A 26,383-nucleotide genomic window follows, 5' to 3' on the forward strand; every position below is an offset into this window, starting at 1 on the left:
AAAAGCACAATTCAGTATACATTTTTTAACTTTAAATTATGTCATGATTACAGATGAAGATTCAGATAAAGTGTGGGTTCATACAGGAACTAATGATTTACTTCAAGCATATTGGAAAGTAGCTTGTATGATAGCAAAGGAGGAAATTAAATGATAAAGGTTAATAATATAGTTAAATTTAAGACTAATGTTAATCCAATAGGGGATTTTGGAAAAGTTAGAGAAATATTTGAGATTAAAGAAAGTAGTGAAAAAGAAAGAATAGGAGAACTTTTATATAGAATAGATCCATTAGAAAATAATACAGGTTTTAGTTACGATGATATAGAAAGAAAAGATATATTAGAGATTTATTCAAAGGAGGAAAATGAGGAGAATGCTAATGAATAAAGAGCTATTGTTAAAAGAACTTGAAATAGCAAAAGCTGATAAGGAAAAGGACAAGGAGTATATAAATAGACTTAATAGTACCAAAGATAAAGTTAAATATTTAAGGATAGTGAAATGTTATACACAAAAAGAAACAGCTAGGATAATAGGTATTACAGAAAGGCAAGTTAAGAGAATTGAGAAGGAGTTCAAATAATCTAAAAATGTCCCCTAAATGTCCCTTAAATGTCCTTAAAATGTCATCTAGTCAAAAATATTAATTGAATATATAATAAATATAAAATAGGAATCGGAAATAATATAATATTTAGAGGAAAATTACTGATATAAAAAAAATGTCCATTTTGTATGGGTTGGGGCAAACTATATATTTTTTTAGGAGGGAATAGGCTTGAATAAGGAATTAGTTAAACATTTATATATGAATGGATTAAATGCAAGAGAAATTGCTGAACAATTAGAAGTTAACAAATGTGCAGTAAATAAATGTATTCAAAGAAATTTTAAAGAATTAAAGCCTATTCACCTAAAAAATAGAAAACATCTTAAATTTTATGAAAATGAAGTTAAGAAAATTACTCAGTATGAAAGTAAAAAATACATGAATGATAAAACTTTTATAATGAAAAATAGATCTATTTATAGAACTGAATTAGACGGAGATATAGTATTAAAAAAAGATATAGGGTGTGCAATTCCTTGGGATGTACCAAGAAGATTGTCAAATGAGTTTAAGAGTTGTTAGAAATAACAGCTCTTTTAATTTGTTAAAAAAAGGAGAGGAAAGAGTTGAATATTGCTGAAATATTAAAAGTTAATCAACCAAACGATTATAAAAAGATTAAATCAATAGCAAATAAGAAAAAAAGAAAAAGGAAAAATAAAAGAAATGAAAGTTTAACAGAATCTGAAATTATAAGTCTAATGTATCATTCTTCTTACAAAAGAAGTACAAGGGGAGCTATTAAGCAGGTGAGATAATGTTAGATGAAGAAAAGAAAAGAAGCTGGGAAAAGGGGACTGCTAATCCTATACCAGATGATAAATATGAAAGGTTCAAAGAAAAGCTAGTTGAAATGAGTAAGGAATATCCTGAGAGAAATTTAATGTTATTTTTACTAGCTAGAGCAACTGGATACAGAATGCAAGATTTAGTTGTATTAACAATCGGAGAAATAAAAGATGCATTAGATAGAGGATACTTTGAGATTCAGGAAGAGAAACAATATAAGCAATGGAAAAGTGGAGTATCTAAAAATCCTAATAGAAAGAAGCCTAAAAAAAGAATTACAGATATAGGGCCATCATTAGAAAAGCATTTAAAGAAATATATATCAAAAAAGAAAAGAGCAGATTTTGCATTTCCTAGTAGGAAGGGAAAAGGGAATGAAGCTATAACTCAAAAGTCATTCTCAGATGTATTAAGGGAAACTGGGAAAGCTATAGGATTAGAACATATAACAGGGCATAGTCCAAGAAAGACTTACGCAACTAAAATATATAAAGAAACTGGTGGAAATATAGAAGCTGTAAGAATTGCTTTAGGTCATAAGAGCATAGAAGAAACAAAAAGATATTTAGGATTGAAGGAGCAGATGGCAAAAGATGCTGCAAGAATTGCTGATTCAGGAATATAAGATTAAATTACTGATTAGATGTTAAATCAGTAAAAAAATAATTGGTACTTATTTAAGTAATAAAATAAAAATTTCTACTAATATATGCAGCATAAAAATAATATCCGTAATCCTACCCTATATTACCGATTCATATGTGAAGTGTAAAAGTGGGTGAAAGTTAGTATTTTCAATGGGTTAAAAGAATTTTATCAAAAGATTAAAAAATATAACATTAAAAATTATACCAAACTCAAATAAGGTTCAACTCAACTAACTAAGTCTTAATATAGTAATTTCAATGTTTACAAAGAAAAAATTAGACAAGTAATTTTGTCTAAAGTGTAAAAATAGACTACATTACAAATTAACACTACTCAAAATATGATGAAAGTGTAAAGATAGAATTTAAATCATAATTATTTAACAAATGTTAAGTGAAGTTATAGAATTTAAATTAACAAAATGTTATAATATATTTATAGAATTTATGAAGGGATGTAATTTTATGAATATAGCATATATAAGAGTTAGTACAGTTGAGCAAAATTTAGATAGACAAAAATTGGGATTAGAAAAATATAATATAGAGAAATGGTTTGAAGAAAAAGTATCTGCAAAGGATACAAATAGACCAGCTTTAAAAGCTATGTTAGATTTTGCTAGAGAAGGAGATAAAATTTATATATGGGATTTTTCTAGATTAGCAAGATCTACTAAAGATTTATTAGAATTAGTTGAAATCATGAAGAATAAAAAAATAGATTTAATAAGCATTAAGGAAAATCTTAATACAACTACTCCTACAGGAAAATTAATGCTTACTATGATAGGTGCTATAAATGAGTTTGAAAGAACTAATCTTTTAGAAAGACAAAGAGAAGGAATTGCAATAGCAAAGAATAAAGGGAAATACAAAGGACGAAAGAAGAAAGAGATAGATGATAATTTTATTGAATTATATGATAAGTGGAAGAGCAGAGAAATTACAGCAAGCCATTTTGCTAATGAAATGGGAATGAGTAGGGTTACATTATATAAAAGAATAGATGAATATGAAAAAAAATAAAGATGTTTAAAACATCTTTTTTTATTTGGAGGAAATATGAGTAAGAAGGAGAAGAGAGAAAAGGCTTTTGAATTGTATAAACAAAGATTTAGTATTAAAGAAATCGCTGAAAAATTAAATGAAAAAACTCAAAACATCTATTCTTGGAAAAGGAGAGATGAATGGGATAAAAAAATAAAAGGTGGAGCCCCACTTGGAAATAAAAATGCAATAGGAAATAAAGGTGGAGCACCAGAAGGAAATTTAAATGGACTTAAGCATGGAAATTATTGTTCAGCTGATAAGTTCCTAGACAAAGGATTTTTAAGAAAATATATACCAACAGTAACTAGAAATATTATACAAGGATTGGTTGAAGAAGGTGTTAGTGCTTTAGATATGCTTTGGGATAATATAATGCTTTGTTATACAGCAATAATTAGATCTCAAAAAATAATGTATGTTAAAAGTCAAGGAGATATAACTAAGGAAGTTAGAAAGCAGAAAACAAGGAGCAAAACAAGAGACACTGAAAAAACTAGTACAGAAGAAAATGAGGAAGAAATTGAGTATGAAATTCAATTTGCTTGGGATAAGCAAGAAAGATTTATAAAAGCTCAAGCATCAGCTATGAAAACTTTAAATAGTTTAATAAAGGATTATGAGGATATGCTTCATAAGAATTGGGATTTAGCAACAGAAGAGCAGAAGTTAAGAATTAAAATGTTAAAATCAAAAATTAATGATGATGAATCTATTATTGAAGATGATGGCTTTATAGATGCATTAGAAGGGAAAGTTGATGAAGTATGGGAAGATTAAAATCAGCAATATTTAAATTTCAGCCATTTTCAAAAAAACAATTAAAGGTTTTAACATGGTGGATGAATAAATCACCAGTAAGCGATATGGATGGAATAATTGCAGATGGAGCTATAAGAAGTGGAAAGACGTTATCTATGTCACTATCGTATGTTATATGGGCCATGACTAATTTTAATCAACAGAATTTTGGTATGTGTGGTAAAACTATAGGTTCATTTAGACGTAATGTATTGTTTTGGTTAAAGTTAATGCTTAAATCTAGGGGATATAAGGTAGTAGATCATAGAGCTGATAATTTAATTGAAATTAGTAAAGGTAATACAACTAATTTCTTTTATATTTTTGGTGGTAAGGGTGAAAGATCACAAGATTTAATACAAGGTATTACATTAGCAGGATGTTTCTTTGATGAAGTTGCTTTAATGCCTGAATCATTTGTAAATCAAGCTACTGGGCGTTGTTCAGTTGATGGTTCTAAGTTTTGGTTTAACTGTAATCCAGATGGACCATATCATTGGTTTAAAGTTAACTGGATAGATAAACAAGTTGAAAAGAAGATATTATATCTACACTTTACTATGGATGATAATTTAAGCTTATCTGAAAAGATAAAGGCAAGATATAGAGCAATGTATTCTGGAGTGTTCTATCAAAGGTATATAAAAGGCCTTTGGGTAGTAGCTGAAGGTGTTATATATGATATGTTTGATAAAACTAAGCATATACTAGAGACTATTACTGACTTGATTACAGACACCTACTATGTTAGTTGTGATTATGGAACACAGAACGCTACTGTATTTTTGTTATGGTGTAAAAATAGAGAAGGCAAGTGGATATGTGTAAAAGAATATTACTATAGTGGCCGTGATGAAGTAAATCAAAAGACAAATACTCAATATGCAGATGATTTAAAAAAGTTTTTGGGAAATATAAAACCAAAAGCAATTATTATAGATCCAAGTGCTGCTTCATTTATTGCAGAACTTAAAAAGAGAGGATATAAAATTAAAAAAGCTAAGAATGATGTTATAGATGGAATAAGATTTGTTGCTAGCTTATTAAATAAAGAGGAAATTGCTTTTTCAAAGGAATGCAAAAACACTATATTAGAGTTTAACTCTTATATATGGGATGTTAAAGCTTCTGAAAAGGGAGAGGATAAGCCTATAAAACAGCATGATCATGCTATGGATGCAGTTAGATATTTTTGTTATACAATTATATTTAAAAGAAGTGGTGTATCAATATTTAAATAAAGAGGTGATAAAGTGTTTAATAACTCGGTTAATCTATTAACACAAGAAGAAATGATAAAAATTTATATAGATGAGTTTAATATATCAAAAGAGCGTGAATTAATGCTTAAAGGTGAGAAATACTATAAAGTAGAGAATGACATATTAGAAAGAAAAATGATAAGGTATGAGGATGAAAATCCAGTAGAAGATAAAACTAAGCCTAATAATAGACTTGCTCATGGATTCATGAAAAACTTAGTTGATGATAAAGTGAATTATCTATTAACTAAATCATATACTATGAAGTGTAAAAATGAAGAATACCTTACAAAGATTAAAGCTTTATTAGGTAAGAGATTTGAGAAAATGTTATCCAAATTAGGAATTGAGACAAGTAATAAAGGTATTTCATGGTTACATGTATATATTAACTCTAATGGTGAGTTTAAGCTTATGAAAGTTCCTAGTGAACAAGTGATTCCATTATGGATAGATAATGATCATGAAGAGTTACAAGCATTAATAAGATATTATGATGTCGAAACTTACACAGGTAAAAAAAGAGAAATTATAACTAAAGTAGAATATTGGACGAATGAAAGTGCTACTTATTATGTACTTGAAGATGGAAAGCTAATATTAGATTCAGAAATGTATTTAGAAGATGAGAATTTCAATGGACATTTTAAAATAAACAATGAAAATGGTGGATGGAGCAAAGTGCCTTTTATCCCTTTTAAGAATAATGACTTTGAATTACCAGATGTACAGTTTATAAAAACGCTTATAGATAATTATGATTCAACCAGATCTGATATAAGCAATCAATTAGAAGAAATTAAAAATATAATATATGCTTTAAAGGGATATGGGGGAGAAAATCTATCTGAATTTGTGAGAGATTTAGCTTATTATAGAGCAATCAAACTTGAAGATGATTCAGAGGTAGATACAATAGAAAGTACAATTAATATAGATGCAGCTAAAGCACATTATGAAGCACTTAAGAAAGATATATTTGACTTTGGGCAAGGTGTAGACAAGAATAGTGATAAATTAGGTAATAGTCCTAGTGGAATAGCTTTGAAATTTATATATAGTGGATTAGATTTAAAATGTAATGCTCTTGAAGAATGGTTTAAATGGTCATTTCAAGAGTTAATTTATTTTGTAAATAAATATTTAGAAATAACTAAGGAAAGCTATTCAGATGAAGAAGTAGAGATTATATTTAATAGAGATATTGCTATAAATGAAAGTCAAGCCATAGCAGATGCACAAAATAGTAAAGGTATTATTTCTAATAAAACTATAGTTGCTAATCATCCTTGGGTAACTAATTTAGATGAAGAATTAAAGCAAATAGAAAAAGAGAACTCAACACCAGAAGAAGATATGCTTCCTAACCAAGTAGGTGGGGAAGATGAATAATCAAAAGTACTGGGAAGAAAGGCAAGCTTTAAATTATTCTAATAATGAAAAAAGTATAATAGCTTTTCATAAAGAATTAGTAAGTAGTTTTGAGAAAGCTAAGAAAGAGATTCAGAAAGTAATAAATGAATTTTATATAAGGTATGCTGACAACAATGGAATGTCTTATAGTAAGGCTCAAGAACTATTACCAAAAGAAGAAATAGGGGAATTAAAGGATTATATAGCACAAGTATATGCTAATATGGGAACTAAAGATATTAATGTTATAAATAAATCTATAAGAGCTAGGGTAACAAGATATGAAGCACTACAAAAGCAAATAGAAGCTATAATTGATGTTCTATATGAAGTAGACTATAAAGAGAATGGAATAGAGAATTTTAAGGAGATTTACAAAAATTCTTATTATAATACATTGTATAATATAGATATTTTTAATGGGTTCCATACTGAATTTTCTATTTTAGATATAAGAGATATAGAAACTCTTATAGAGTATCCTTTTAATGGTTCTAATTATTCAAATAGACTTTGGAAACAAAAAGATCATATGCTTACTAAACTAAAAGAAAATATAACTATAATGTTAGTTCAAGGAAGGCACCCTAAGACACTTTCAAGTGATTTTGCTAAGATATTTAAAACTAAAGAATATGAGGCGTATAGATTACTTCATACAGAAAGCTCCTTTATAATAGAACAAGGGACATTTAAAGCATATAAAGAAGATGGAATTGAAGAGTATCAAATATTAGCAACTCTTGATACTAAAACATCTGACATATGTAGAGAGCAGGATAACAAGGTATATAAAACAGATGACTATGTTACTGGAAGTACAGCTCCACCATTTCATCATTTCTGCAGAACTACAACAGCACCTTATTATGGTGAATATGAAGGAACTAGAAAAGCAAGAGATCCAGTAACTAATAAATCTTATGATGTACCATCAAGTATTAGTTATAATGAGTGGTATGACAAATATATAAAGGATAATCCAGAAGCATTAATTGAAGAAAAGAAATGGAAGAATAGAAATACAGATAAGAAACAGTATAAAAAATATAAAGAAGTTTTAGGAAAAGAAGCTCCTAAATCATTGAAAGCATTCCAAAAATTGAAGTATAATAATAGTAATGAATGGAATCTTATTAAGGACTATGTAAAATCTAGAGAAAACAATATGATATCTGCATTTACTCCATATAGCCAGTATAAAGAGTATAAGGAAATAATTAATTCAGATATAGTAGGATTAACAACCAGTAATGGAATCAAAATAACTGGCCAAAGCAAACACTTTATAGAAAGAGTATTTGGAACTAATGAAGATCCAAAAACAAATAGACCTAGAAGTGGTGTTGAAATTAATGATATTAAGGATGCACTATTAAATGGTTCAGTTAGAATCAGAAAAAGTGATCCTAATAGTATAAAATTTATAACAGATAAATGCATGGTTTCAGTAAATCCTAATACAGGAGTTTTAATTCAAACTAATCCATAAGGAAAGGAAACAGATATTATGAAATTTAAACTAAAAAAGAGTTTGTTTGATTTATTAATTAATGTGCCAGAAGTTGAACAGTATATAGTTAATAAAGTTGATGATGATGATTGTATTAATTTCAATATAGATACAAAAGACATTAGAGAGGTACAGCTATTAATAAATGATGAAATAGTATTAAATGGTATGGATAATCAAGATATTGTTAATAGTTTAGGATTAAAGTTATATAAATTATATGATGAAATATTATATCAAAAAGATAACCAGTAAAAAGCATTTACTAACTTAAATAGTAGGTGCTTTTATTATGCTTAAAATTAAGGCAGAGAATATAAGTTTAGTAGTAAAAAGATACTATTTCGTAGTAAGTATAGCGAAATAGTATCGTTTTTTACAAAAGTTTATAATAACTAAACTAAAAACATAAAATTTTATGTTTTAGAAATGACTTAAATAGGTGGTTTTAAGTCATTTCGTCAAACTTTTGTTTAGCGAAATTATTTTAATTTAAGGAGTGATAAAAATGAATATACCTCAAAAAATAAGAATTGGGAGTGTAGACTATGAAGTTCAATTAACTAGTGATAACCTTGTGTGCCAAGGTAAAGAATGTTACGGATTTATAGACTATGATCATCATACCATTAAAATAAATGAAAGATTACAAGATGAGCAAGGACAAGAACAAACTTTTTTACATGAAATGTTACACGGAATCATAAGAGAACGTAATTTAACCGTAGAGAATGAGGAGTTAGTCGTAGAAGAAATAGCATTAGGTTTACATCAAATAATTAGAGATAATATAGAAATATTTAAAGAGAATTAGGAGGAATGAAAAATAATGAATAAAATATTATTAATGTATGATGGGAAAGAAATTATATAAACTACTGAACAAGATATAGAAGATGTTGTAGGCTTTTTAAACTTAAATATAGATTCAGATACAGGCTTTGTATTAATAAAAAGTATTGAAGGAAAGATAGGATTAAAACCAAGGTTAGTAACCTTAATTAAGGATGTAACTAATGAAGAAATTTTAATATAAGTAAAAATTTAAAATGTAATATAAATGTTGATGCTGAAAAAATAGCAATACGTTTAAAAGATATATTAAGAGAAGAAGTTAGCGGAATTGAAGCTTTAGGAAACTAAGGCCTTTTATTATGCCCTAAGTAAGGCATTAAACTGCTTTAATTTTAATATTTAAAGGAGGAAAATATGGAAAGAAATTTTTTAGAAGATTTAGGTCTTACTAAAGAACAAGTTGATAGTGTTATTGATGAGAATGTCAAGGACATTGAAACTGAAAAAGAAAAGGCAACTGCAACTTCTACGGAGTTAGAAGATGTAAAAAAGCAGTTGAAAGAAGCTAACTCTACTATAACAGAGTTAAAGAAAAATAATGCTGACAATGAAGCGTTACAAGCTAAAGTTAAAGAATATGAAGATGCTATTAAAACTCAAAAAGAAGAGTATGATGCTAAAGTAAGAAATTTAACATTAGATAGTGCCATAGAAAAGGCTTTAAGCAATGCTGGAGCAAAGCACATTGATTTATTATCTACAAAGATAGATAGAGAAAAACTAAAAATAGAGGCAGATGGAAAAGTGACAGGACTTGATGAACAAATATCTGCTTATAAAGAAAGTTATAAGGATTTGTTTACTCCTAAGATTGAAGGAAGAGATCCTAATAATAATGGTGGAGGTAAGCCACCTGTTAATAATCCATGGTCTAAGGAACATTTCAATTTAACTCAGCAGGCAAAAATTCTAAGAGAAAACCCAGATCTTGCCAATCAATTAAAAAATAGTATTTAAGAAAGAAGGTAGATTATATGACAACAAGAATTCAAGATGTAGTAGTTCCAGAGGTATTTAATCCTTATGTTATTCAAAGAACAGCAGAATTATCAAAATTGGTGAGAAGTGGTATAGTAGTACCAAATCCGGAATTAGATAAGCTAGCATTAGCTGGTGGTAAGCTTATAAATATGCCATATTGGGATGATTTAAATGGTGATGATGAAGTGCTATCAGATGATGGAGCATTAACACCAGATAAAATTACAGCAAAAAGAGATGTGGCTGTATTATTAATGAGAGGTAAAGCTTGGTCAGTTAATGATTTAGCAAGAGCTTTATCAGGAGATGATCCAATGAAAGCAATTGGAGATTTAGTTGCTGAATATTGGGTAAGAATGGAGCAAAAAACATTATTCAAAACATTAGAAGGTGCATTTAAAGGTACCAACTCTAATACCAATGTACATGATATATCAGCATTAGAGGCTAATAATAAATTTACTGGAACTACATTTATTGATGCAAAAACTAAGTTAGGTGATGCAGCTGATAAGTTAACAGCTATTGCAGTACATTCAGCAGTATTTGCAGAATTAGAAAAACAAAACTTAATAGAATACATTCCAAATTCACAAGGAATAGTTGAATTTCCTAGTTATTTAGGAAAAGCTGTTATAGTTGATGATGGATGTCCTAAAGAAGGAGATGTTTATACTACTTACTTATTTGGTCAAGGAGCTGTAGGTAGAGGAGAAGGGGCTGCACCAGTACCAACTGAAACTGATAGAGATTCATTAGCTGGTGATGATATTTTAATTAATCGTAGACACTTTATCTTACATCCAAGAGGAATTAAGTTTAAAAATGCTTCTGTAGCAGGAGATTCACCAACAAATGCGGAATTAGCTGAAGCTGCTAACTGGGAAAGAGTTTATGAGTCTAAGAATATTAGAATAGTTCAATTCAAACATAAGATCTAGGAGGTACTGTATGAGTGTAACTGCTTTTCAAAGAAGAAGAAGAGAACTTAAAGCCAAAGAAAAACAGCTCGGAGAAGATAATTCATTAGAGGAAAAAGAAGATTTAAAGTCATTAAAAAATGATGAATTAAAGAAGCTACTAGATGAAAAAGGAATTGAATATGATTCTAAAGCTAAAAAAGAAGAACTTATAAAATTATTAGAGGGTGCTGAATAGTCAGCACCTTTTTTAAAAGGAGCTGATTATATGGAAGATAAAGATTTACTTGATAAAGTTAAAGTAAATCTAAAAATAGAAGATGAAAGCAAAGATTTAATAATATCTGATATGATTCAAGATGTTAAAAATTATTGTAATTTAAAGAAGCTGCCAAGTGATTTAGAGCCTTTCATAAGAAGGAAGGTTAAAGCTATTATCAACTATGAAAATGAAAATGGAGATAGCACTATATTTGATATAAAAAGTATAAAAGAGGGAGATACATCTATTACTTATAATGTAGATGAAAAAAGTTCGAAAGATAATATTTATGGATTATCTGATAAGGATAAATCAACATTAAGATTATTTAGGAGAACTAGGAAATGAATCCTTTAGCAAGATTATGGAAAGATAAAATGAATATTTACAGATATGTTGATGAAGTTATTGAGGGAATTACTAAAAACAAAGAAAAGTTAATAGCTGAAAATATCAAATGTAAGTATTCAAAAGGTGGATTATCAAATATAGGAGAAGATGAAGTACCCTCATTACAAAATAGCTATACTATTTTTTGTGGCCTTGATGTTGATATTATGGAAGGTGATAAAATTATTGTAACTCAAAGTAATGGTAAAAAGATTACTTTAAGAGTAGGGGAAGGATTCCCATATAGTAAACATCAAGAGTTTAAAGTAAAAAGAGATGATAAAGCTTGAATATTAATAAGAAATATAATGAAAAAGCTATTAAGCAATTTAGAAAAGAGCTTATGGCCATGTTAGGTGATATAGAAGATATAGACACTAAGATATTAAATAAATCTGTAAATATAGGACTTAAAGATGTTAAATATAATACTCCTGTTGGAATATATTCTAATCAAGTTAATTTTACAACTAAGGATGGTAAAGAAGTTAGTTTTACTACAAAAGATATCAAGCAAGGTGGCTTTTTAAGGAGACTTTGGAAAGCTACTAGAATAAATAAAAGTAAGAAAGGTGTAAGTAAAACTATTTATAACAATGCAGATTACGCTGCTCATGTAAATTATGGACATAGAGTTGTAAATAAGTTAGGAGAGACTGTTGGTTGGGTTAAAGGAAAGTTTATGCTAGAAAAGGCAATAAAGAGGGTGGATGAAGAAATGGTTAAGTCATTTAAAGAAGAAATTAAAAGGATAAATAAAAAATATGATAAATAATATTAAACAATGTATAGCAGAGAAGTTATTAAATATTTATCCAGATATAACTATATATGATGAAGATATATCACAGAATTTTAAAACACCATCCTTTTTAATAACCTTAACAGATCAAGAGTATAGTAAAAGAATAAACAATAAATTTAATGGAGAAGTATCTTTTGATATTTCTTTTTTTAGTGAAAAAAATAAGTTTGAAATTAAAAATGATTGTTTAAAAATTCAGCAAGATCTATTTAGAAACTTTGATTTAATCACTAGATATAGAGTTTTAGATAAACAATCAACTATTGTTGATAATGTACTTCATTTTACTTTTAAGATTAAGTATTCAGAAATTAGAGGAATAGAAGAAGTAAAGATGAAAGTAGCAGATTTAAATACAAATATAAAGGAGTGATAATAGATGGGTGGAACTTGGACAAATCAAGACAAGATACTTCCTGGAGCGTATATTAACTTTAAGACTAATAGCCCTTTAAGTATTACACCAAAAGAAAGAGGTATTGTACTAATACTACAAAAACTTTCAGTAGGTAAAGCTCATGATATATATGAGATTACAGCTACAACTGATAATTATCCAGAAGGTATTAAAGCAAATGAGAAGATAGTTGTTAATGAAGCTTTAAAGGGAGCAAGCAAAGTTTTACTTTATAATTTAGGGAATGAAGAGGAAATAACAGAGGTTTTAACAGCTGCTTTAAGTAAATTAAGAACAGTTGACTTCAATGTTATAGCTTATCCTAATGCAAGTGAACAAGATAAAGGTACAATTAAGACTTGGATAACAAGTATGAGAGATGAAGAAGGGATAAAAATACAGGGTGTATTCGCTAATTTAAAAGCAGATTATGAAGCTATAATAAATGTAGTTCAAGGAGTTACACTTTCGGATGGGACTGAATTAACTGTTGAACAAGTTACTGCATATGTAGCAGGAATTACTGCAGGTGCAGCTATAAACAAATCTAACACTGGATTAAAATATGAAGGTGCTATAGATGTAACACCTCGTATGACTAAAACAGAAATGGAAACTGCTATAAAAGAAGGTAAGTATATTTTTAAAGTAGATTCAGCTCAGAATGTTACAACTCTTTATGATATAAACAGTTTAACTACAGTGGGTGAAAATAAAAATAATTCCTTCAAGAAAAATAGGACCATAAGAACTTTAGATGGTATTAATAATGATACAGTTAATATCTTTGAAAGTAATTATATAGGAAATACAAATAATAATGCAGATGGAAGAAGTCTTTTAAGAGCAGCATATATTGAGTATTTTAATTTAATACAAAATTTAAATGCTATACAAAATTTCACTGCTGAAGATGTTGAAGTATTAGAAGGTAAAGATAAGGAAGCAGTAGTTATTAATTGTAATATTCAAACTGTAGATAGTGTTGAGAAAATGTATATTACAATTAATTTATCTTAGTAAAGGAGGGATATAATGTCTGGTAATTATACTAGATTAGCTGATACTATTAGCTCTAAAGAAGGTAAGGCTTATATAAATATTAATGGCAGTAATAGAGAATTATTTGAAATAGTATCATTAAAGGCTCAATTAGATTTAAACGTACAAAATAAAAGAATGATGGGGCATAGGATGATGCAACATAAAGTTATAGGAGCAGAAGGTACAGGCTCTATGACAATGTATTTTATGAATAGTGATATGCTTAGATTAGCATTAGACTATATCAAAAATGGTAAATATGGAGGTTTAAAGCTTCAAGTTAAAAATGAAGACGAGCAATCAACAGTTGGAACACAAGAAGTATTGTTATTAAATGTATTGTTAAAAACAATTCCTGTTGCAGTGCTTGATGCTGATAGTGACGATCCAGTAACTATAGATACTGATTTTACATTTGATGATATTGAAGGTTTAAATTACTTTGATTTACCTGAAAATTATAGATAAAAATGATTATAAGATTATTAATTTTAGAAGGACTATTTTTAGTCCTTCTTTTAAATTTATTAAATATGTTAGGAGAAGATAATATGAGTTCATTAAACGCATTTTTAAATCCAGTAAAGGTAGAAAATAAGAAGGTTATTATTTCTAATAGGTTTATAGAAAATGGAGAGCCAGTTCCTTTTGAAATTAAACCAATAACTCAAGAAGAAAATAAGCAGCTTATTAGTAAATTTACTAAAAAAGAAAAGAAGAATGGTCAAATTATTGAGTCATTCAATAGAGCTGGATACTTAACAGCAATGGCAGTAACTTCTGTAGTGTTCCCAGACTTAAGTAATGCAGAACTTCAAAAAGCTTATGGAGTATTGGGAGAAGATAAATTAATACAAAAGATGTTGTATATGGGTGAATTTGCTACGCTATTGGAGGAAGTTCAAACTTTAAGTGGAATTGATGTAGATATTAATGAAGATATTGAAGAAGCAAAAAACTAATTAAGCAAGGTGATGCTGAATTCAATTTAGCTCACTTTGCACTTCAAAAGCTCAAGATTCTACCATCTCAATTGAATAATATGTCTCAAAGAGAAAAGGCTTTTATATATGCAAGTATTCAAGTAAGGGTAGAAACTGAAAAAAGAGAAGCAGATAAAATTAAAGCTAAAGGGGGTAGATAATATTGGCTACTCTAAAGGCTATGTTTAGATTATTTGATGGATATTCTACTACAGTAGATAAGATAGTAAGAAAAACAGATCAAGCAACTAATAAAATACTAGGTGCCAGTGGAGCAACAGATAAATTCAATGATAAATTAAAGAAAGCAGGAGCAGGTTCTTCATTCTTTAGTTCTGGATTAGGAAAGATTGTAGGCGTAGCAGCTACAGCGACAACAGCCTTAAAATCTATGAGTATTACAGATGAGTTTGTTAATACAAATGCAAGAATAGCATTAATTAATGATGGGCTTCAAACACAAGCAGAATTGCAAGAGAAGATATTTAAATCTGCGAGTAGAGCAAAAGGTGCATATACAGATATGGCAGGAGCTATAACTAGAATGGGATTATTGGCTGGTGAATCATTTGGCAGTAATGATGAACTTATTGCATTTACAGAGTTAGTTCAAAAGAGCTTTAAAGTTGGTGGAGCTAGTCAATCAGAACAATCAGCAGCAATGTTACAATTGAGTCAAGCTATGGCAGCAGGAAAATTACAGGGTGATGAATTTAGGTCTATTATGGAGAATGCTCCAATGATAGCACAAGCAATAGCAGACTACACTGGGAAAAGTAAAGGTGAACTTAAGGAAATGGGTTCTGAAGGGACTATAACGGCTGATATAATTAAAAATTCTATGTTTGCCATGTCAGATGAAATTAACTCTAAATTTGCTACTATGCCAGTTACATTCGGGGATATATGGAACAAAATAAAAAATGGTGGACTTAAAGCATTTAATAGTGTTATGACAAAGACTAGTGAACTTATAAATACAAGTCAATTTCAATCATTTGTTGATAATATGGTGAATGGATTTTATATTATTGCTGGAGCTGCTAATATTGCACTAGATATAATTAGTGGGATAGGGAGCTTCATATCTTCAAATTGGGGAATTATAGAACCAATATTATGGGGAGTTATAGCTGCTTTAATAGTGTATAATGCAATGTCTGGAATAGCTTATTTTAAAACACTACAACAAATAGGAGCTAAAATGGCTAAGGTTGCTGTAGATTGGTTAGAGTATGCAGCTATCTTTGCTTTAACAGTAGCTCAACAAGGGTTGAATGCAGCATTAGCAGCGTGTCCGATAACATGGATAATAATAGCTGTAATAGCGTTGATAGTGTTGTTTTATGCTGCAATAGGAGTAATAAATAAATTAGCAGGAACTAGTATAAGTGCAACTGGAATAATTGCAGGTGTATTTATGGCGTGTTTAGCTTTTATAGGAAATTTGTTTGTAACGTTAATCAATTTAATTATTGATATTATAGGTGTAGTATGGGATTTCATAGCTACATTCGCTGAATTTTTTGCTAATGTTTTCGTTGATCCTATAGGTTCTATAATAAGATTATTTGCAGGGTTAGCCGATACTGTTTTAGGAATTTTAGAAGGAATAGCTTCGGCTATAGATACGATATTCGGTAGTAATTTAGCAAATGCAGTAAGTGGATGGAGAGATTCATTACAAGTAAAGGTTGATGATTTAGTTGGTGAACCTAAAATTAAAATTGAAAGAATGGATACTAGCCAATATAAATTAGATAGATTTAATTATGGAGATGCCTATAATGCAGGATATAATTGGGGAGCTAATTTATCAGACAAATTTAATTTAGGATCATTATTAAATGGACTTGGAGATAATGGGATAAATGGTGCATTAGGCAGCGATTTTGGTACAAGTTCAAATCCTTTAGCAGTTGAGGGAACTGGAAAAGATGGAGCTGTAGATGTAGATATGGCGGATGAAGATTTACAATATCTAAGAGATATAGCTGAAAGAGAATATATAAATAAATTTTCAACAGCTACTTTAGCTCCTAATATTCAAATAACTTTTGGAGATGTACACGAAGAAGCTGATGCAGATAAAGTAGCAGGAAGAATTAAAAAGATACTTCAAGAGGAAATTGCTACTGCAAGTGAGGGGGAATACTAGTGAGTTATTCAATATTTTTTGATTATAATAATACAACATATAGAATTCCTGTTAATCCAGAAGAAGTTAAAACAGAGAATAATCTATCTATTGAAAAATATAATATATTGAATTTAGGTCAAGTTGCTATTGCAAACTATAAAGAATTAAATAAATATAGCTTTGAAACAGAATTCCCCTATAAGGTTGCTAGCTATGTAAATTACAAAAACAACTTTAAAAACTCTGATTTTTGGGTAAGTTTATTTGAAGGTTGGATGAAAAATAAAACTGTAGTTAGATTTATAGCTTCAAATGGAATAGGCAAGGATATAAATACTCTTGTACTAATTTCTAGTTTAGGAATAACAGAAAAAGCAGGAGAGGAAGGAGATAAGTATATCTCCTTCGAGTTATTAGAGTATAGAAAATTTGATAAAAAAGTTGCTACTGTTAAAGATTTAGGTGGAAATAAAGCAACAAGTAATCAATCATTTAATGGAAATTCTAATCCTAAAGCTACAAATAGAACATATACAGTGGTTAGTGGTGATACTTTATGGGGAATAGCTACTAGGTATTATGGTAATGGAGCTCAATATCCTAAGATATACAATGCTAATAGAAATATAATTAGTAATCCTAATCTTATTTATCCAGGACAAAGGTTGGTGATTCCATGATAGAGTTTTTAGTGGAAGTTGATAGTAAGGTATATGAAATAAGTGAGTTAGTAACTAAAGTAAGTTATACAGATAAATTAAATGATGGCTGCTCTAAGTTAGAGTTTTCTTATTTAAATAAGGATTTAATAATTAAAAATGGTAGTACAGTGAGATTTAAATATAATAATACTAATATATTTTTTGGATATGTATTTAAAGTTGGTCAGAGTAGTTCTGATGAAATAGCTGTTACAGCCTATGATCAATTAAGGTACTGTAAGGCTAAAGACACTATAATAGTTAGCAACTCTACTTTAGGAGCTTTAACTAAGAAGATGTGTAATTATTTCGGACTTAGAATAGGAAATATAGATGGGGTTAGTTTTATATTACCTAATTCAATCCAAGATGATAAAACATGGGTAGATATTATATATACAGCTATATCAGATACTTTGATGTCTATAGGAAGAAAATTCTCATTGAGAGATGAATTCGGATATATAGCATTAAGAGATTTAGAAGATTTAAAATTAAATTTAATATTAGGTGATGAAAGTCTAGTATATGATTATGAGTATGAGAAATCTATAGATGATGAATTCTATAACCTTATTAAGTTGGTAAGTGATAATGAGAGTACTGGGAAAAGAGATGTTTATATAGTTAAAGATAGTAAGTCTATTAATAAATATGGATTAATGCAGTACTTTGAAGTATTAGATAAAAACTATAATAATAGTCAGGCTAAGTCAATGGCTGATAACCTACTGAAACTTTATAATAGGGAAGCAGAAACATTAAACATAAAATGTATAGGTGATACATCAGTAAGAGCAGGAAGTAGTTTTATTGCTAAATTTAAGGATATATCTTTAGATAAAAGATTAATAGTCAAAACAGCAACTCATAGCTTTTTACCACATCATACAATGGATTTGGAGGTTATGATATGATAAGTGAAATTAAAAGAATTATAGAAAATTATTTAAACAATATTAAATTATGTTGCATGGTAATAGGAACTGTAACAGGGAATGGTATAAAACTTACAGATAAGTTAACCATTCCTTTAAATTTTGTAACAGGGAATTTAAAAAGCACTCTTTCTCCAGGACAAAAAATAAGACTTTTAAGAAATCTTGGAGGACAAGAGTTTTATATTTTAGAGGTAATAGAATGATACCTAAGAGTAACTTAAATGATAGTTTAGAGCTTGTAGATGAGATTGAAACTAGTAAAACATATAAAATATTAATAGGAGATTCTAAAGGCTATATAGAGGGAATAGAGGCTTTAAAACAAGCTGTTTATAAAGTTCTAAGTACTGAAAGATATGAGTATCCTATTTATAGTTTTAATTATGGAATAGATATAGAAAGTCTTATAGGAAAAGATTATGACTATGTAAGAATAGAGCTTAAGAGAAGAATAGAAGAGTGCTTACTTGAAGATGAAAGAATAAATGCAGTTAATAATTTTTCATTTGAGAGGGAGGAAGATGTATTAAAATGCACATTTGAAGTTGAAAGTATATATGGGAATATTATTTTAAATAAGGAGGTAGAATTTTAATGTTTGAGAATATGACATATGAAAAAATCTTAAATGATATGCTCTCCAGAGTTACAAGTGATGTTGATAAAAGAGAAGGAAGTATCATTTATGATGCCCTAGCTCCTTGTGCATATAAATTAGCTGAAAGCTATTTTTTATTAAATAATTTTATAGATCTTGTTTTGGTTGATACTGCAGCAGGTGAATACCTAGATAGAGCAGTACTCACACAAGGAATAAATAGAAAAAAAGCAACTTATTCTATCAGAAAAGTAGAAACTAATATAGAAATTGATATTGGTACTAGATGGGGAATAGAAGATGTCTATTATACAGTAACAGAACGTATAACAGATACAAGTTACAAAGCTATTTGTAATATATATGGAACTATAGGAAATCTCTATAGTGGAGTTTTAGAAAATATAGATAATATAAGTGGTGTTACAGCTAACCTTACAGATATTTTAGAAGCTGGAGTTAACGAAGAATCAGATGAAGATTTAAGAAATAGATTTTATAACAAGGTAAGGTATCCAAGTACAAGTGGGAATATATATGATTATAAAAAATGGGCTTTAGAAGTAACAGGGGTTGGAGATGCTAAGATATATCCTTTATGGAATGGGAATGGAACTGTCAAAGTTGTTATTATAGATTCTACCAAGGAAATTGCAAATGGAGAGCTTATAAATAAGGTTAGAAAGTATATAGAAGAAAATAGACCTATAGGAGCTACTGTTACAGTTAAGAGTGCTATAGAAAAAGATGTTACCATCAATGTAACTATAGTTATAGATAGTAAAAAATATATATTGAATACTGTTAAAGAAAAGTTAGAAGAAAATTTAAAAAATTATCTTAAGGAGATAGCATTTAAGAATAATTATGTAAGTTATGCAAGTATAGGTAATATAATTTTTAATACAGAAGGTGTTATAGATTATAGTAATTTATTATTAAATAACTCTAATAAAAATATAACCTTAGAGGAAGAAGAAATACCAACACTTAAATTATTAGATGTGGAGGTGTAGTATGTATCCAGATAGTATAGATAAGTTTACAGAAAAACTGAATAAAATAGAAAATAACACTTATGTAATAGAGGAAGAAGTAACATTAAAAGATGGTGTTTATGAAGGATATTTAGAACATGATAATGTTAGTGTAAGCTCTATTAATGTTTATTCTGGGAAAAAGTTAACTGGTGAAAAGATAGATAATTTTATATTATCTACTCCAAGTAAAACTCCATGGAAAAATATTATTAAGATAATGGCTGCAGATTATAAAGTTTTGTATATAACTTATGAAACACAAGGAGATACAGTTGAAGCAGATGATATAAATACTCTACAAGAAAGTATAGTTAATACTCAAAAGGAAGTAGATAGGTACAAGGATGAAAATGATACAGAAATTAATAAACTTAAAGAAAAGACAAAAGAACTAGAAGATATTAAAGCTGATAAGACCTATGTAGATACAGAGTTAAACAAAAAATATAACAAGAGTGAGGTTTATACTAGGAGTGAAACTGATAGTAGAATACAAGCAGTTGTAGCAGCAGCTCCTGAAGCTTTAGATACTTTGAAGGAAATTGCAGATTCATTAAATAATGATGCAGATTTTGCAGGAACTATGACAAAAGAACTTAGCAAAAAAGTTGACAAAGTTGAAGGTAAACAGTTAAGTACAGAAGATTATACAACTAAAGAAAAAAGCAAACTAGCTGGAATACAAGAAGGGGCTAATAATTATACTCATCCATCTACTCATACAGCTTCAATGATTATCGAGGATTCTAGTCGTAGATTTATTACAGATACTGAAAGAACTAACTGGAACGATTCTAATAGTAAAAAACATACTCATTCTAATAAATCTATATTAGATACTATAACTCAAATTCTTATGGATAAATGGAATAGTGCAGTAACTCATATTACAGATGCTATAAAACATATAACAAGTGAGGAAAGAGATTTATGGAATACTGTAAGCAATAAAGTCGATAAAGTAACAGGTAAAGGATTATCAACTAATGACTTTACATCAACTTATAAATCAAAATTAGATAATTTAAGTAAAAATGATGTAGGATTAGGGAATTTAACAAATGATTCTCAAGTGAAGAGAAGTGAAATGGGAGTAGCAAGTGGAGTAGCTACATTAGATAGTAAAGGTGTTAATGTCCAAGCTCCTAAAGCTCATACACATGATGATAGATATTATACTGAAACAGAAGCTAATAATAAATTTGTAACTAAAGCTGAATTAGGTGATGCAGGATATGGAGATATGACTAAATCTGTTTATGATAGTAACAATAATGGAATTGTAGATAAAGCAGAGTCAGTTGAATGGAATGGTGTATTAAATAAGCCTTCTACATTTACTCCATCTACTCATAAGCATACTAAAGCTCAAATTTCAGATTTTCCTACTAAGTTATCTCAATTTTCTAATGATAATGAGTACATGCTTAATTTAAAAAATCAAACTAATACTACAATAGTAAATAGTAATATATATAAAGTCCCATATCAATGTACTGTATCAGGAACAACAGCAACAGATATGGGATTAACTAGTGGATGGTGGCATATTCATTTTTTTGCACATCAAGATGGTAATGGTTATGGATGTCAAGTGGCATATCCGTTAAATCAATCTTCAGAAGTTCCTAGATACAGGACATCTCAAGGTACTGCTTGGGATTCATGGAGAAAGATAAGAGTAGCAGGTGCTGCTATGACATGGAATGATTTGAAAGGAGTTTAATGATATGTATGGTAATAATAAATATGGAACTATAGAATATTCAAGAGATTCAAGTTCTAATAATATAGATGAAAAATATAAAGTAGATCTTATGAAATACCTCCCATACTATTATCAAACGTCTGAGATAATGAAATCTATTCAAAATTCTAACTCTATTGAAGTTGGGAATTTGAGATATAGTATTGATGATTCTATAAATCAATTTTTTGTAGAATCTGCAACTTGGGGATTAAATAGACTAGAAGGAATATTTAATATACAAACAGATATTAATAAATCTTATGAGGAAAGAAGAGAAATATTAAAAGCTAAATTAAGAGGTAGTGGTACAGTAACTAAGGAAATGATTAAAAATGTAGCACAAGCCTTTAGTGGGGGAGAAGTAGAAGTAATAGAAGATAATCCTAATTATAATTTTACAATTAAGTTTATAGGTATAAAGGGTATCCCGAAGAATATGCAAGGTTTAATAGATGCAATAGAAGATATTAAACCAGCACATTTAGGATACTCTTTTTCTTATACTTATACTACATGGGATTTATTAAAGAGTAATTTAACTTGGAATAAAGCTAATATTAAAACTTGGAATGAATTAAAAACTTATGAATAGGAGGAAAAGATATGCTGTTAACACCTAATTATAAATTAAAAAAGCCAGAGGGAACAGATGTAGTTGATATTGATGATATTAATGAAAATGCTGATATTATAGATTCTAAATTAAAAGAATTAAATGATAATAAGGCTCCTAAAAATTTAGCAACAACTTCAGCAAATGGATTAATGTCGAAGACAGATAAAGCAAAATTGGATGGGGTAGCAAATGGAGCAAATGCATATGTGCATCCCAATAATCATCCGGCAACAATAATAACAGAAGATGCAACACATAGATTCGTAACAGATACTGAGAAAAATACTTGGAATGGTAAGGCTGGCACAAGCGTTGCAACAGCTTCAGCAAATGGATTGATGTCAAAAACTGATAAAAGTAAACTAGATGGAATAGCAGTAGGGGCAAATAATTATACGCATCCAGGCTCTCATCCTGCAACCATGATAACAGAAGATGCTACTCATAGATTTGCAACAGATACAGAAAAAAGCAATTGGAATGGTAAAGCAAGTACAGCAGTTGCGACAACTTCAGCAAATGGTTTAATGTCCAAAACAGATAAAAGTAAACTAGATGGAATAGCAGCAGGAGCGAACAACTATGTGCATCCAACTAAACATCCAGCAAGTATTATTACTCAAGATGCAAATAATCGTTTTGTTACAGATTCAGAAAAAAGTAAATGGAATGGTTTATTTAACACTACTAAAAGTAATCTTGCATTAGCAGGGTCTTTGGTTGCTGCTACAGGATATTTAAATTCCATACACCTATCAAAAGATGGTATAGTAACAATAAATTTTGGACTTAGATATCATACTGCAAACTCAAATGGATTAGTAACTGGTCAAACACTATTTACTCTTCCAAGTAACTTAAGACCTAAGCAAGGAGTTATTATACCAGCACTTGCAGTTAGAGTTGGGGGATTACCTAATGCAATAGGATATCTATATATTAGAGAAACTGGTGTTGTAACATTTGCATTAGTTGGAGACTTAACTGCGTATAGTCAAGTCTGTGGATGTGTTACTTTTTCAATTAATTAAGGAGGGGAATTTAAATGTTTATAGTAAATCCAATGGAAAATGGAGAGTTCTTTTTATCAGATACAAATGAAGGATTTGAAGTAAGTAAGGAGCTTACAGAAGAAGTTTATAATCAATTAGAAACTAATAGAAGTCAAGGTAAGGTGTATAAATTAAAAAATATTAATGGTACAACCTTTGAAGAAATATTTGAGGAGTATAAACCAGAAATAAAAATAGAAGAAGAAATTGGATTAGAGGAAATTGTATTAGATCTTGAGTATAGAATGAGTAAATTTGAATTAGGGGTGTAGGTATATGACATATAAATTATGTTTAAAAATCATAAATAAAGGAACATACGGAACTAAGGAAGAAATGAAAGAAAAGCTAGATGTATTCCTATTAAATAATAGAATAAATGAAGAAGAATATAATGAATTAATCAAACTATTAGATAGTAAATAATTGAATTTAAAAGTACCAGCTAGGAAAGCAGTACGTAAAGTCTAGCTGGTAAAAAGAATATAAATCTTTTTTAGATTTTATTTAATAAAAATAATATGTTGAAATTGATTTAAAAAACTATAGATATGAATTTTTTGCCAAAATCAGATAAAGATATAAATCCTTTTTGTAAATTAACATAAGGTAAATCACTTCTGAGTTTTGAGAAGTATTCTTTATCTATGGATGATTCTATTTCAGTATAAAGTTGAGGTGGATTTAAATAAGAGTCATCATTAATAATAATTAATTTTAATCTTTCTAGATTATCAAGAGAAATTAAATAACTTTCTATTAGAGATAAATCAGTATAGCAGTTAGGGTGTAATACAGTTCGCCAAACATCTATATGATTAAAATCATTTTCGCTAGCTTGTAAACTAAGTTTTAATTTTGGAATTGGATCTTTTTGTGCATAAAATAAATTTTTTAATAGTTTGGCATCAAGTGGAGATAGTTGTTTTATAATTTCAACAAATGAAGGATGTACATTGTCTTTAGTATCAACATTCATAGATTTTGAAAGTAGATTAGCATAAAGATTTCTTAATTGCTCATTATCTTTAGAATAAGAAATTGCTTGAATTGCAGGAACTGCAACATATGGTTCTGGTGGAACAATTTTTTTAGGATCAAGATTCTCTAATTTATAAGCTAAGAGTTTTTCAGTTTCAGCCATATTATATTCCTTATGAGCAATCCATTGTCTAAGCGGAACTAGTGCTGCATTAATTGTTTTAGGAATTAATCCTAATGTTTTACTAGTTTCTTTGGCTGGTTCTTGAATGGCATCTTCATATAGTTTGGGAGCTACTTCCAACAACTTCCCAGATGAATCTATAAAAGTATTAAGTCCATTAGTAATTTTAATCACAACCTTTCTAATAAATTTAGTGGACATTGAAATTATATAATATGAAATATATAGGAAACAAGGAGGAAATTATGAAAATTCTAATTTTATGTAAAAATAAAGAGAAAGTTAAGATGATTGAAAAATGTAGTGGTGAGGATTTAGTAATTATGGCATCTGCTATTTTGAAGGAGTCTATATCTAAGTTAGTAAAAGAAAAGAAAGTAAATAAAGAAGAGATAGTGGAAGTTATTAAAGAGTTATTAGGTGAAAAAGTATTCACGAATAACGATAAAAATATACAATAATGTCAATTAGAGATTAGAGAAATCTAGTCTCTTTTTATATAAAAACTTAAAGAAAGAAGGTAAAAGAAATGGAAAATGTATTAAGTTATATTAAGTATGGAGTGGCTATAGTAGGTACATGGCTAACCTGGTTATTTGGTACATGGGATATTGCTATAGGAATATTAGTGCTTTTTATAGTATTGGACTATATTACTGGCGTTATTAAAGGCTATATAAATAAAGAGTTATCTAGTGATATAGGCTTGAAAGGAATAGCGAGAAAAGCTGTTATTTTTATTGTTCTAATTGTTGCAGTAGCTTTAGACAGACTTATGAATACTGGAACTTGGGTTTTCAGAACATTAGTATGTTATTTCTATATAGCCAACGAAGGTATTAGTTTATTAGAAAATTGTGCAGCATTAGAGCTTAAAGTACCTGATAAACTTAAAGATGCTTTAGCACAATTAAAAGATGGAGAAAAGAAAGAAATCAAGGAGCAAGAGTAATCTTGCTTCTTTTAATTTATAAAAAGTTTTAAATATGAAAGGTGGAATTTAAAATGTCATTAATTAAAAATTTAATACCAGAAAGTCAATATTCAACTAAGTGTCCTTATTCAATGACACCGAAAGGAATCTGTATTCATAATACAGCAAATGATGCTCCAGCTATAAACGAAAGAAATTATATGGCTAGAGCAGATAATCAAAATGAAGTATCATTTCATATTGCAATAGATGATAAGGAAGCTATACAATGTATTCCATTCAATAGAAATGCTTGGCATGCAGGAGATGGGGGAAGCGGAGAAGGAAATAGAAATTATATATCTATAGAAATTTGTTATTCAAAATCTGGTGGAGATAGGTTTATAAAAGCAGAAAAGAGAGCAGCTAAAGAAGTAGCAGCATTATTAAAACAATATAGTTGGACTATTAATAATGTAAAGAAGCATCAAGACTTTAGTAATAAGTATTGTCCTCATAGAACTTTGGATATGGGGTGGCAAAGATTTTTAAATATGATCCAAGCTGAATTAAATTCTTTGAATATAACAATTGAATCCATTTTCCCATTACCTTTAAAAATGAAATCTGATGCTATGAGTTATGATGGAGAAGTTAAGATATTCAATAAGGGTGACTTACTAACAGCAGATGCAGAAAACCAATGGGCTTATGCTATTGAGTTAGGTGGTAAAAGATGTTGGGT

General features: G+C 28.8%; 37 protein-coding genes. 36 read left to right on the forward strand and 1 reads right to left on the reverse strand.

Annotation, left to right across the window (positions count from 1 at the left end):
* The first annotated feature begins 150 nt into the window (after positions 1 to 150).
* The 33 genes from J7M87_RS06940 to J7M87_RS07100 all read left to right on the forward strand — a co-directional run bounded on the left by J7M87_RS06940 (position 151) and on the right by J7M87_RS07100 (position 23,986).
* The gene (locus tag J7M87_RS06940) at positions 151 to 390 is read left to right on the forward strand and encodes a hypothetical protein (protein ID WP_142419057.1); all 240 of its coding nucleotides are present in this window, start codon (positions 151 to 153) and stop codon (positions 388 to 390) included.
* The gene (locus J7M87_RS06945) at positions 383 to 586 is read left to right on the forward strand and encodes an RNA polymerase subunit sigma (RefSeq protein ID WP_142419056.1); all 204 of its coding nucleotides are present in this window, start codon (positions 383 to 385) and stop codon (positions 584 to 586) included. The genes J7M87_RS06940 and J7M87_RS06945 overlap by 8 nt, the downstream gene beginning before the upstream one ends.
* A gap of 195 nt (positions 587 to 781) precedes the next feature.
* Positions 782 to 1,135 carry a DNA-binding response regulator gene (locus J7M87_RS06950; RefSeq protein ID WP_243120017.1) on the forward strand — a complete coding sequence of 118 codons (354 nt, stop codon included), beginning with the start codon at positions 782 to 784 and terminating at the stop codon, positions 1,133 to 1,135.
* 44 nt (positions 1,136 to 1,179) lie between these two features.
* Positions 1,180 to 1,371, forward strand: coding sequence for a hypothetical protein (locus J7M87_RS06955; RefSeq protein ID WP_142419055.1), 192 nt, complete (start codon positions 1,180 to 1,182; stop codon positions 1,369 to 1,371).
* Positions 1,371 to 2,027 (forward strand): tyrosine-type recombinase/integrase, encoded by a 657-nt coding sequence (locus tag J7M87_RS06960; RefSeq protein WP_142419054.1) that lies wholly within the window; start codon positions 1,371 to 1,373, stop codon positions 2,025 to 2,027. The genes J7M87_RS06955 and J7M87_RS06960 overlap by 1 nt, the downstream gene beginning before the upstream one ends.
* Positions 2,028 to 2,514: 487 nt before the next feature.
* Positions 2,515 to 3,075, forward strand: a complete 561-nt coding sequence (locus J7M87_RS06965) for a recombinase family protein (protein WP_142419053.1) — start codon at positions 2,515 to 2,517, stop codon at positions 3,073 to 3,075.
* Positions 3,076 to 3,111: 36 nt separating this feature from the next.
* Positions 3,112 to 3,876 (forward strand): phage terminase small subunit, encoded by a 765-nt coding sequence (gene terS, locus J7M87_RS06970; protein ID WP_142419052.1) that lies wholly within the window; start codon positions 3,112 to 3,114, stop codon positions 3,874 to 3,876.
* Positions 3,864 to 5,138 carry a PBSX family phage terminase large subunit gene (locus J7M87_RS06975; RefSeq protein ID WP_291650013.1) on the forward strand — a complete coding sequence of 425 codons (1,275 nt, stop codon included), beginning with the start codon at positions 3,864 to 3,866 and terminating at the stop codon, positions 5,136 to 5,138. Before terS ends, J7M87_RS06975 begins: the two co-directional genes overlap by 13 nt.
* A 12-nt stretch (positions 5,139 to 5,150) precedes the next feature.
* Complete coding sequence (locus J7M87_RS06980) at positions 5,151 to 6,551, forward strand: phage portal protein (protein WP_142419050.1); 1,401 nt, start codon at positions 5,151 to 5,153, stop codon at positions 6,549 to 6,551.
* Positions 6,544 to 8,064, forward strand: a complete 1,521-nt coding sequence (locus tag J7M87_RS06985) for a minor capsid protein (RefSeq protein WP_291650017.1) — start codon at positions 6,544 to 6,546, stop codon at positions 8,062 to 8,064. The genes J7M87_RS06980 and J7M87_RS06985 overlap by 8 nt, the downstream gene beginning before the upstream one ends.
* Before the next feature lie 18 nt (positions 8,065 to 8,082).
* A complete protein-coding gene (locus tag J7M87_RS06990) occupies positions 8,083 to 8,340 on the forward strand; it encodes a hypothetical protein (protein ID WP_291650019.1) in 258 nt (85 codons plus the stop codon).
* 253 nt (positions 8,341 to 8,593) lie between these two features.
* The gene (locus J7M87_RS06995) at positions 8,594 to 8,899 is read left to right on the forward strand and encodes a hypothetical protein (protein WP_142419047.1); all 306 of its coding nucleotides are present in this window, start codon (positions 8,594 to 8,596) and stop codon (positions 8,897 to 8,899) included.
* A 395-nt stretch (positions 8,900 to 9,294) separates the two neighbouring features.
* Positions 9,295 to 9,897: a phage scaffolding protein gene (locus J7M87_RS07000; protein WP_291650022.1), complete on the forward strand. Its 603-nt coding sequence runs from the start codon at positions 9,295 to 9,297 to the stop codon at positions 9,895 to 9,897.
* 17 nt (positions 9,898 to 9,914) lie between these two features.
* Positions 9,915 to 10,862: a major capsid protein gene (locus tag J7M87_RS07005; protein ID WP_291650024.1), complete on the forward strand. Its 948-nt coding sequence runs from the start codon at positions 9,915 to 9,917 to the stop codon at positions 10,860 to 10,862.
* A gap of 10 nt (positions 10,863 to 10,872) precedes the next feature.
* Entirely contained in the window at positions 10,873 to 11,079 is a 207-nt protein-coding gene (locus tag J7M87_RS07010; RefSeq protein ID WP_142419043.1) for a HeH/LEM domain-containing protein, read from the forward strand.
* A gap of 30 nt (positions 11,080 to 11,109) precedes the next feature.
* Positions 11,110 to 11,451, forward strand: coding sequence for a DNA-packaging protein (locus tag J7M87_RS07015; protein WP_291650027.1), 342 nt, complete (start codon positions 11,110 to 11,112; stop codon positions 11,449 to 11,451).
* Positions 11,448 to 11,783 carry a hypothetical protein gene (locus tag J7M87_RS07020; RefSeq protein WP_142419041.1) on the forward strand — a complete coding sequence of 112 codons (336 nt, stop codon included), beginning with the start codon at positions 11,448 to 11,450 and terminating at the stop codon, positions 11,781 to 11,783. The genes J7M87_RS07015 and J7M87_RS07020 overlap by 4 nt, the downstream gene beginning before the upstream one ends.
* The gene (locus J7M87_RS07025) at positions 11,780 to 12,268 is read left to right on the forward strand and encodes an HK97 gp10 family phage protein (RefSeq protein WP_291650029.1); all 489 of its coding nucleotides are present in this window, start codon (positions 11,780 to 11,782) and stop codon (positions 12,266 to 12,268) included. Before J7M87_RS07020 ends, J7M87_RS07025 begins: the two co-directional genes overlap by 4 nt.
* The gene (locus J7M87_RS07030; protein WP_291650031.1) at positions 12,258 to 12,671 is read left to right on the forward strand and encodes a DUF6838 family protein; all 414 of its coding nucleotides are present in this window, start codon (positions 12,258 to 12,260) and stop codon (positions 12,669 to 12,671) included. The genes J7M87_RS07025 and J7M87_RS07030 overlap by 11 nt, the downstream gene beginning before the upstream one ends.
* A gap of 6 nt (positions 12,672 to 12,677) precedes the next feature.
* A complete protein-coding gene (locus J7M87_RS07035; RefSeq protein WP_291650033.1) occupies positions 12,678 to 13,715 on the forward strand; it encodes a phage tail sheath subtilisin-like domain-containing protein in 1,038 nt (345 codons plus the stop codon).
* 15 nt (positions 13,716 to 13,730) lie between these two features.
* Entirely contained in the window at positions 13,731 to 14,207 is a 477-nt protein-coding gene (locus J7M87_RS07040; RefSeq protein ID WP_291650036.1) for a phage tail tube protein, read from the forward strand.
* Positions 14,208 to 14,290: 83 nt separating this feature from the next.
* Positions 14,291 to 14,701 carry a phage portal protein gene (locus J7M87_RS07045; protein WP_291650038.1) on the forward strand — a complete coding sequence of 137 codons (411 nt, stop codon included), beginning with the start codon at positions 14,291 to 14,293 and terminating at the stop codon, positions 14,699 to 14,701.
* A 184-nt stretch (positions 14,702 to 14,885) separates the two neighbouring features.
* Positions 14,886 to 16,880: a tape measure protein gene (locus J7M87_RS07050; protein WP_291650040.1), complete on the forward strand. Its 1,995-nt coding sequence runs from the start codon at positions 14,886 to 14,888 to the stop codon at positions 16,878 to 16,880.
* The gene (locus J7M87_RS07055; RefSeq protein WP_291650042.1) at positions 16,880 to 17,542 is read left to right on the forward strand and encodes a LysM peptidoglycan-binding domain-containing protein; all 663 of its coding nucleotides are present in this window, start codon (positions 16,880 to 16,882) and stop codon (positions 17,540 to 17,542) included. Before J7M87_RS07050 ends, J7M87_RS07055 begins: the two co-directional genes overlap by 1 nt.
* On the forward strand, positions 17,539 to 18,480 hold the full coding sequence (locus J7M87_RS07060) for a hypothetical protein (protein ID WP_291650044.1): 942 nt from the start codon (positions 17,539 to 17,541) through the stop codon (positions 18,478 to 18,480). The genes J7M87_RS07055 and J7M87_RS07060 overlap by 4 nt, the downstream gene beginning before the upstream one ends.
* Positions 18,477 to 18,707, forward strand: coding sequence for a DNA helicase (locus tag J7M87_RS07065; RefSeq protein WP_287549763.1), 231 nt, complete (start codon positions 18,477 to 18,479; stop codon positions 18,705 to 18,707). Before J7M87_RS07060 ends, J7M87_RS07065 begins: the two co-directional genes overlap by 4 nt.
* Positions 18,704 to 19,099, forward strand: a complete 396-nt coding sequence (locus J7M87_RS07070; protein ID WP_287549764.1) for a DUF2634 domain-containing protein — start codon at positions 18,704 to 18,706, stop codon at positions 19,097 to 19,099. Before J7M87_RS07065 ends, J7M87_RS07070 begins: the two co-directional genes overlap by 4 nt.
* On the forward strand, positions 19,099 to 20,118 hold the full coding sequence (locus tag J7M87_RS07075; protein WP_291650049.1) for a baseplate J/gp47 family protein: 1,020 nt from the start codon (positions 19,099 to 19,101) through the stop codon (positions 20,116 to 20,118). The genes J7M87_RS07070 and J7M87_RS07075 overlap by 1 nt, the downstream gene beginning before the upstream one ends.
* Before the next feature lies 1 nt (position 20,119).
* The gene (locus J7M87_RS07080; RefSeq protein WP_291650051.1) at positions 20,120 to 21,868 is read left to right on the forward strand and encodes a hypothetical protein; all 1,749 of its coding nucleotides are present in this window, start codon (positions 20,120 to 20,122) and stop codon (positions 21,866 to 21,868) included.
* Positions 21,869 to 21,872: 4 nt separating this feature from the next.
* A complete protein-coding gene (locus tag J7M87_RS07085) occupies positions 21,873 to 22,484 on the forward strand; it encodes a YmfQ family protein (RefSeq protein WP_291650052.1) in 612 nt (203 codons plus the stop codon).
* Positions 22,485 to 22,495: 11 nt separating this feature from the next.
* The gene (locus tag J7M87_RS07090; protein ID WP_291650054.1) at positions 22,496 to 23,539 is read left to right on the forward strand and encodes a hypothetical protein; all 1,044 of its coding nucleotides are present in this window, start codon (positions 22,496 to 22,498) and stop codon (positions 23,537 to 23,539) included.
* Between the two features lie 14 nt (positions 23,540 to 23,553).
* On the forward strand, positions 23,554 to 23,832 hold the full coding sequence (locus J7M87_RS07095) for a hypothetical protein (protein ID WP_291650056.1): 279 nt from the start codon (positions 23,554 to 23,556) through the stop codon (positions 23,830 to 23,832).
* A gap of 4 nt (positions 23,833 to 23,836) precedes the next feature.
* On the forward strand, positions 23,837 to 23,986 hold the full coding sequence (locus J7M87_RS07100) for a hypothetical protein (RefSeq protein WP_291650058.1): 150 nt from the start codon (positions 23,837 to 23,839) through the stop codon (positions 23,984 to 23,986).
* Positions 23,987 to 24,095: 109 nt separating this feature from the next.
* On the opposite strand, the gene J7M87_RS07105 is transcribed toward J7M87_RS07100, so the two are convergent.
* Positions 24,096 to 24,899 carry a DUF4393 domain-containing protein gene (locus tag J7M87_RS07105; RefSeq protein ID WP_291650060.1) on the reverse strand — a complete coding sequence of 268 codons (804 nt, stop codon included), beginning with the start codon at positions 24,897 to 24,899 and terminating at the stop codon, positions 24,096 to 24,098.
* 71 nt (positions 24,900 to 24,970) lie between these two features.
* Here J7M87_RS07105 and J7M87_RS07110 point away from each other — a divergent pair, with 71 nt between their 5' ends.
* The 3 genes from J7M87_RS07110 to J7M87_RS07120 all read left to right on the forward strand — a co-directional run.
* Positions 24,971 to 25,186 (forward strand): hypothetical protein, encoded by a 216-nt coding sequence (locus J7M87_RS07110; RefSeq protein WP_291650062.1) that lies wholly within the window; start codon positions 24,971 to 24,973, stop codon positions 25,184 to 25,186.
* Between the two features lie 68 nt (positions 25,187 to 25,254).
* Positions 25,255 to 25,677: a phage holin family protein gene (locus J7M87_RS07115; protein WP_291650064.1), complete on the forward strand. Its 423-nt coding sequence runs from the start codon at positions 25,255 to 25,257 to the stop codon at positions 25,675 to 25,677.
* A gap of 53 nt (positions 25,678 to 25,730) precedes the next feature.
* Positions 25,731 to 26,383, forward strand: a 653-nt coding sequence (locus tag J7M87_RS07120) for an N-acetylmuramoyl-L-alanine amidase (protein WP_291650066.1), incomplete at its 3' end; no start/stop codon positions are given.

The sequence above is a fragment of the Clostridium sp. genome (assembly GCF_017888565.1).
GTDB lineage: Bacteria > Bacillota > Clostridia > Clostridiales > Clostridiaceae > Clostridium.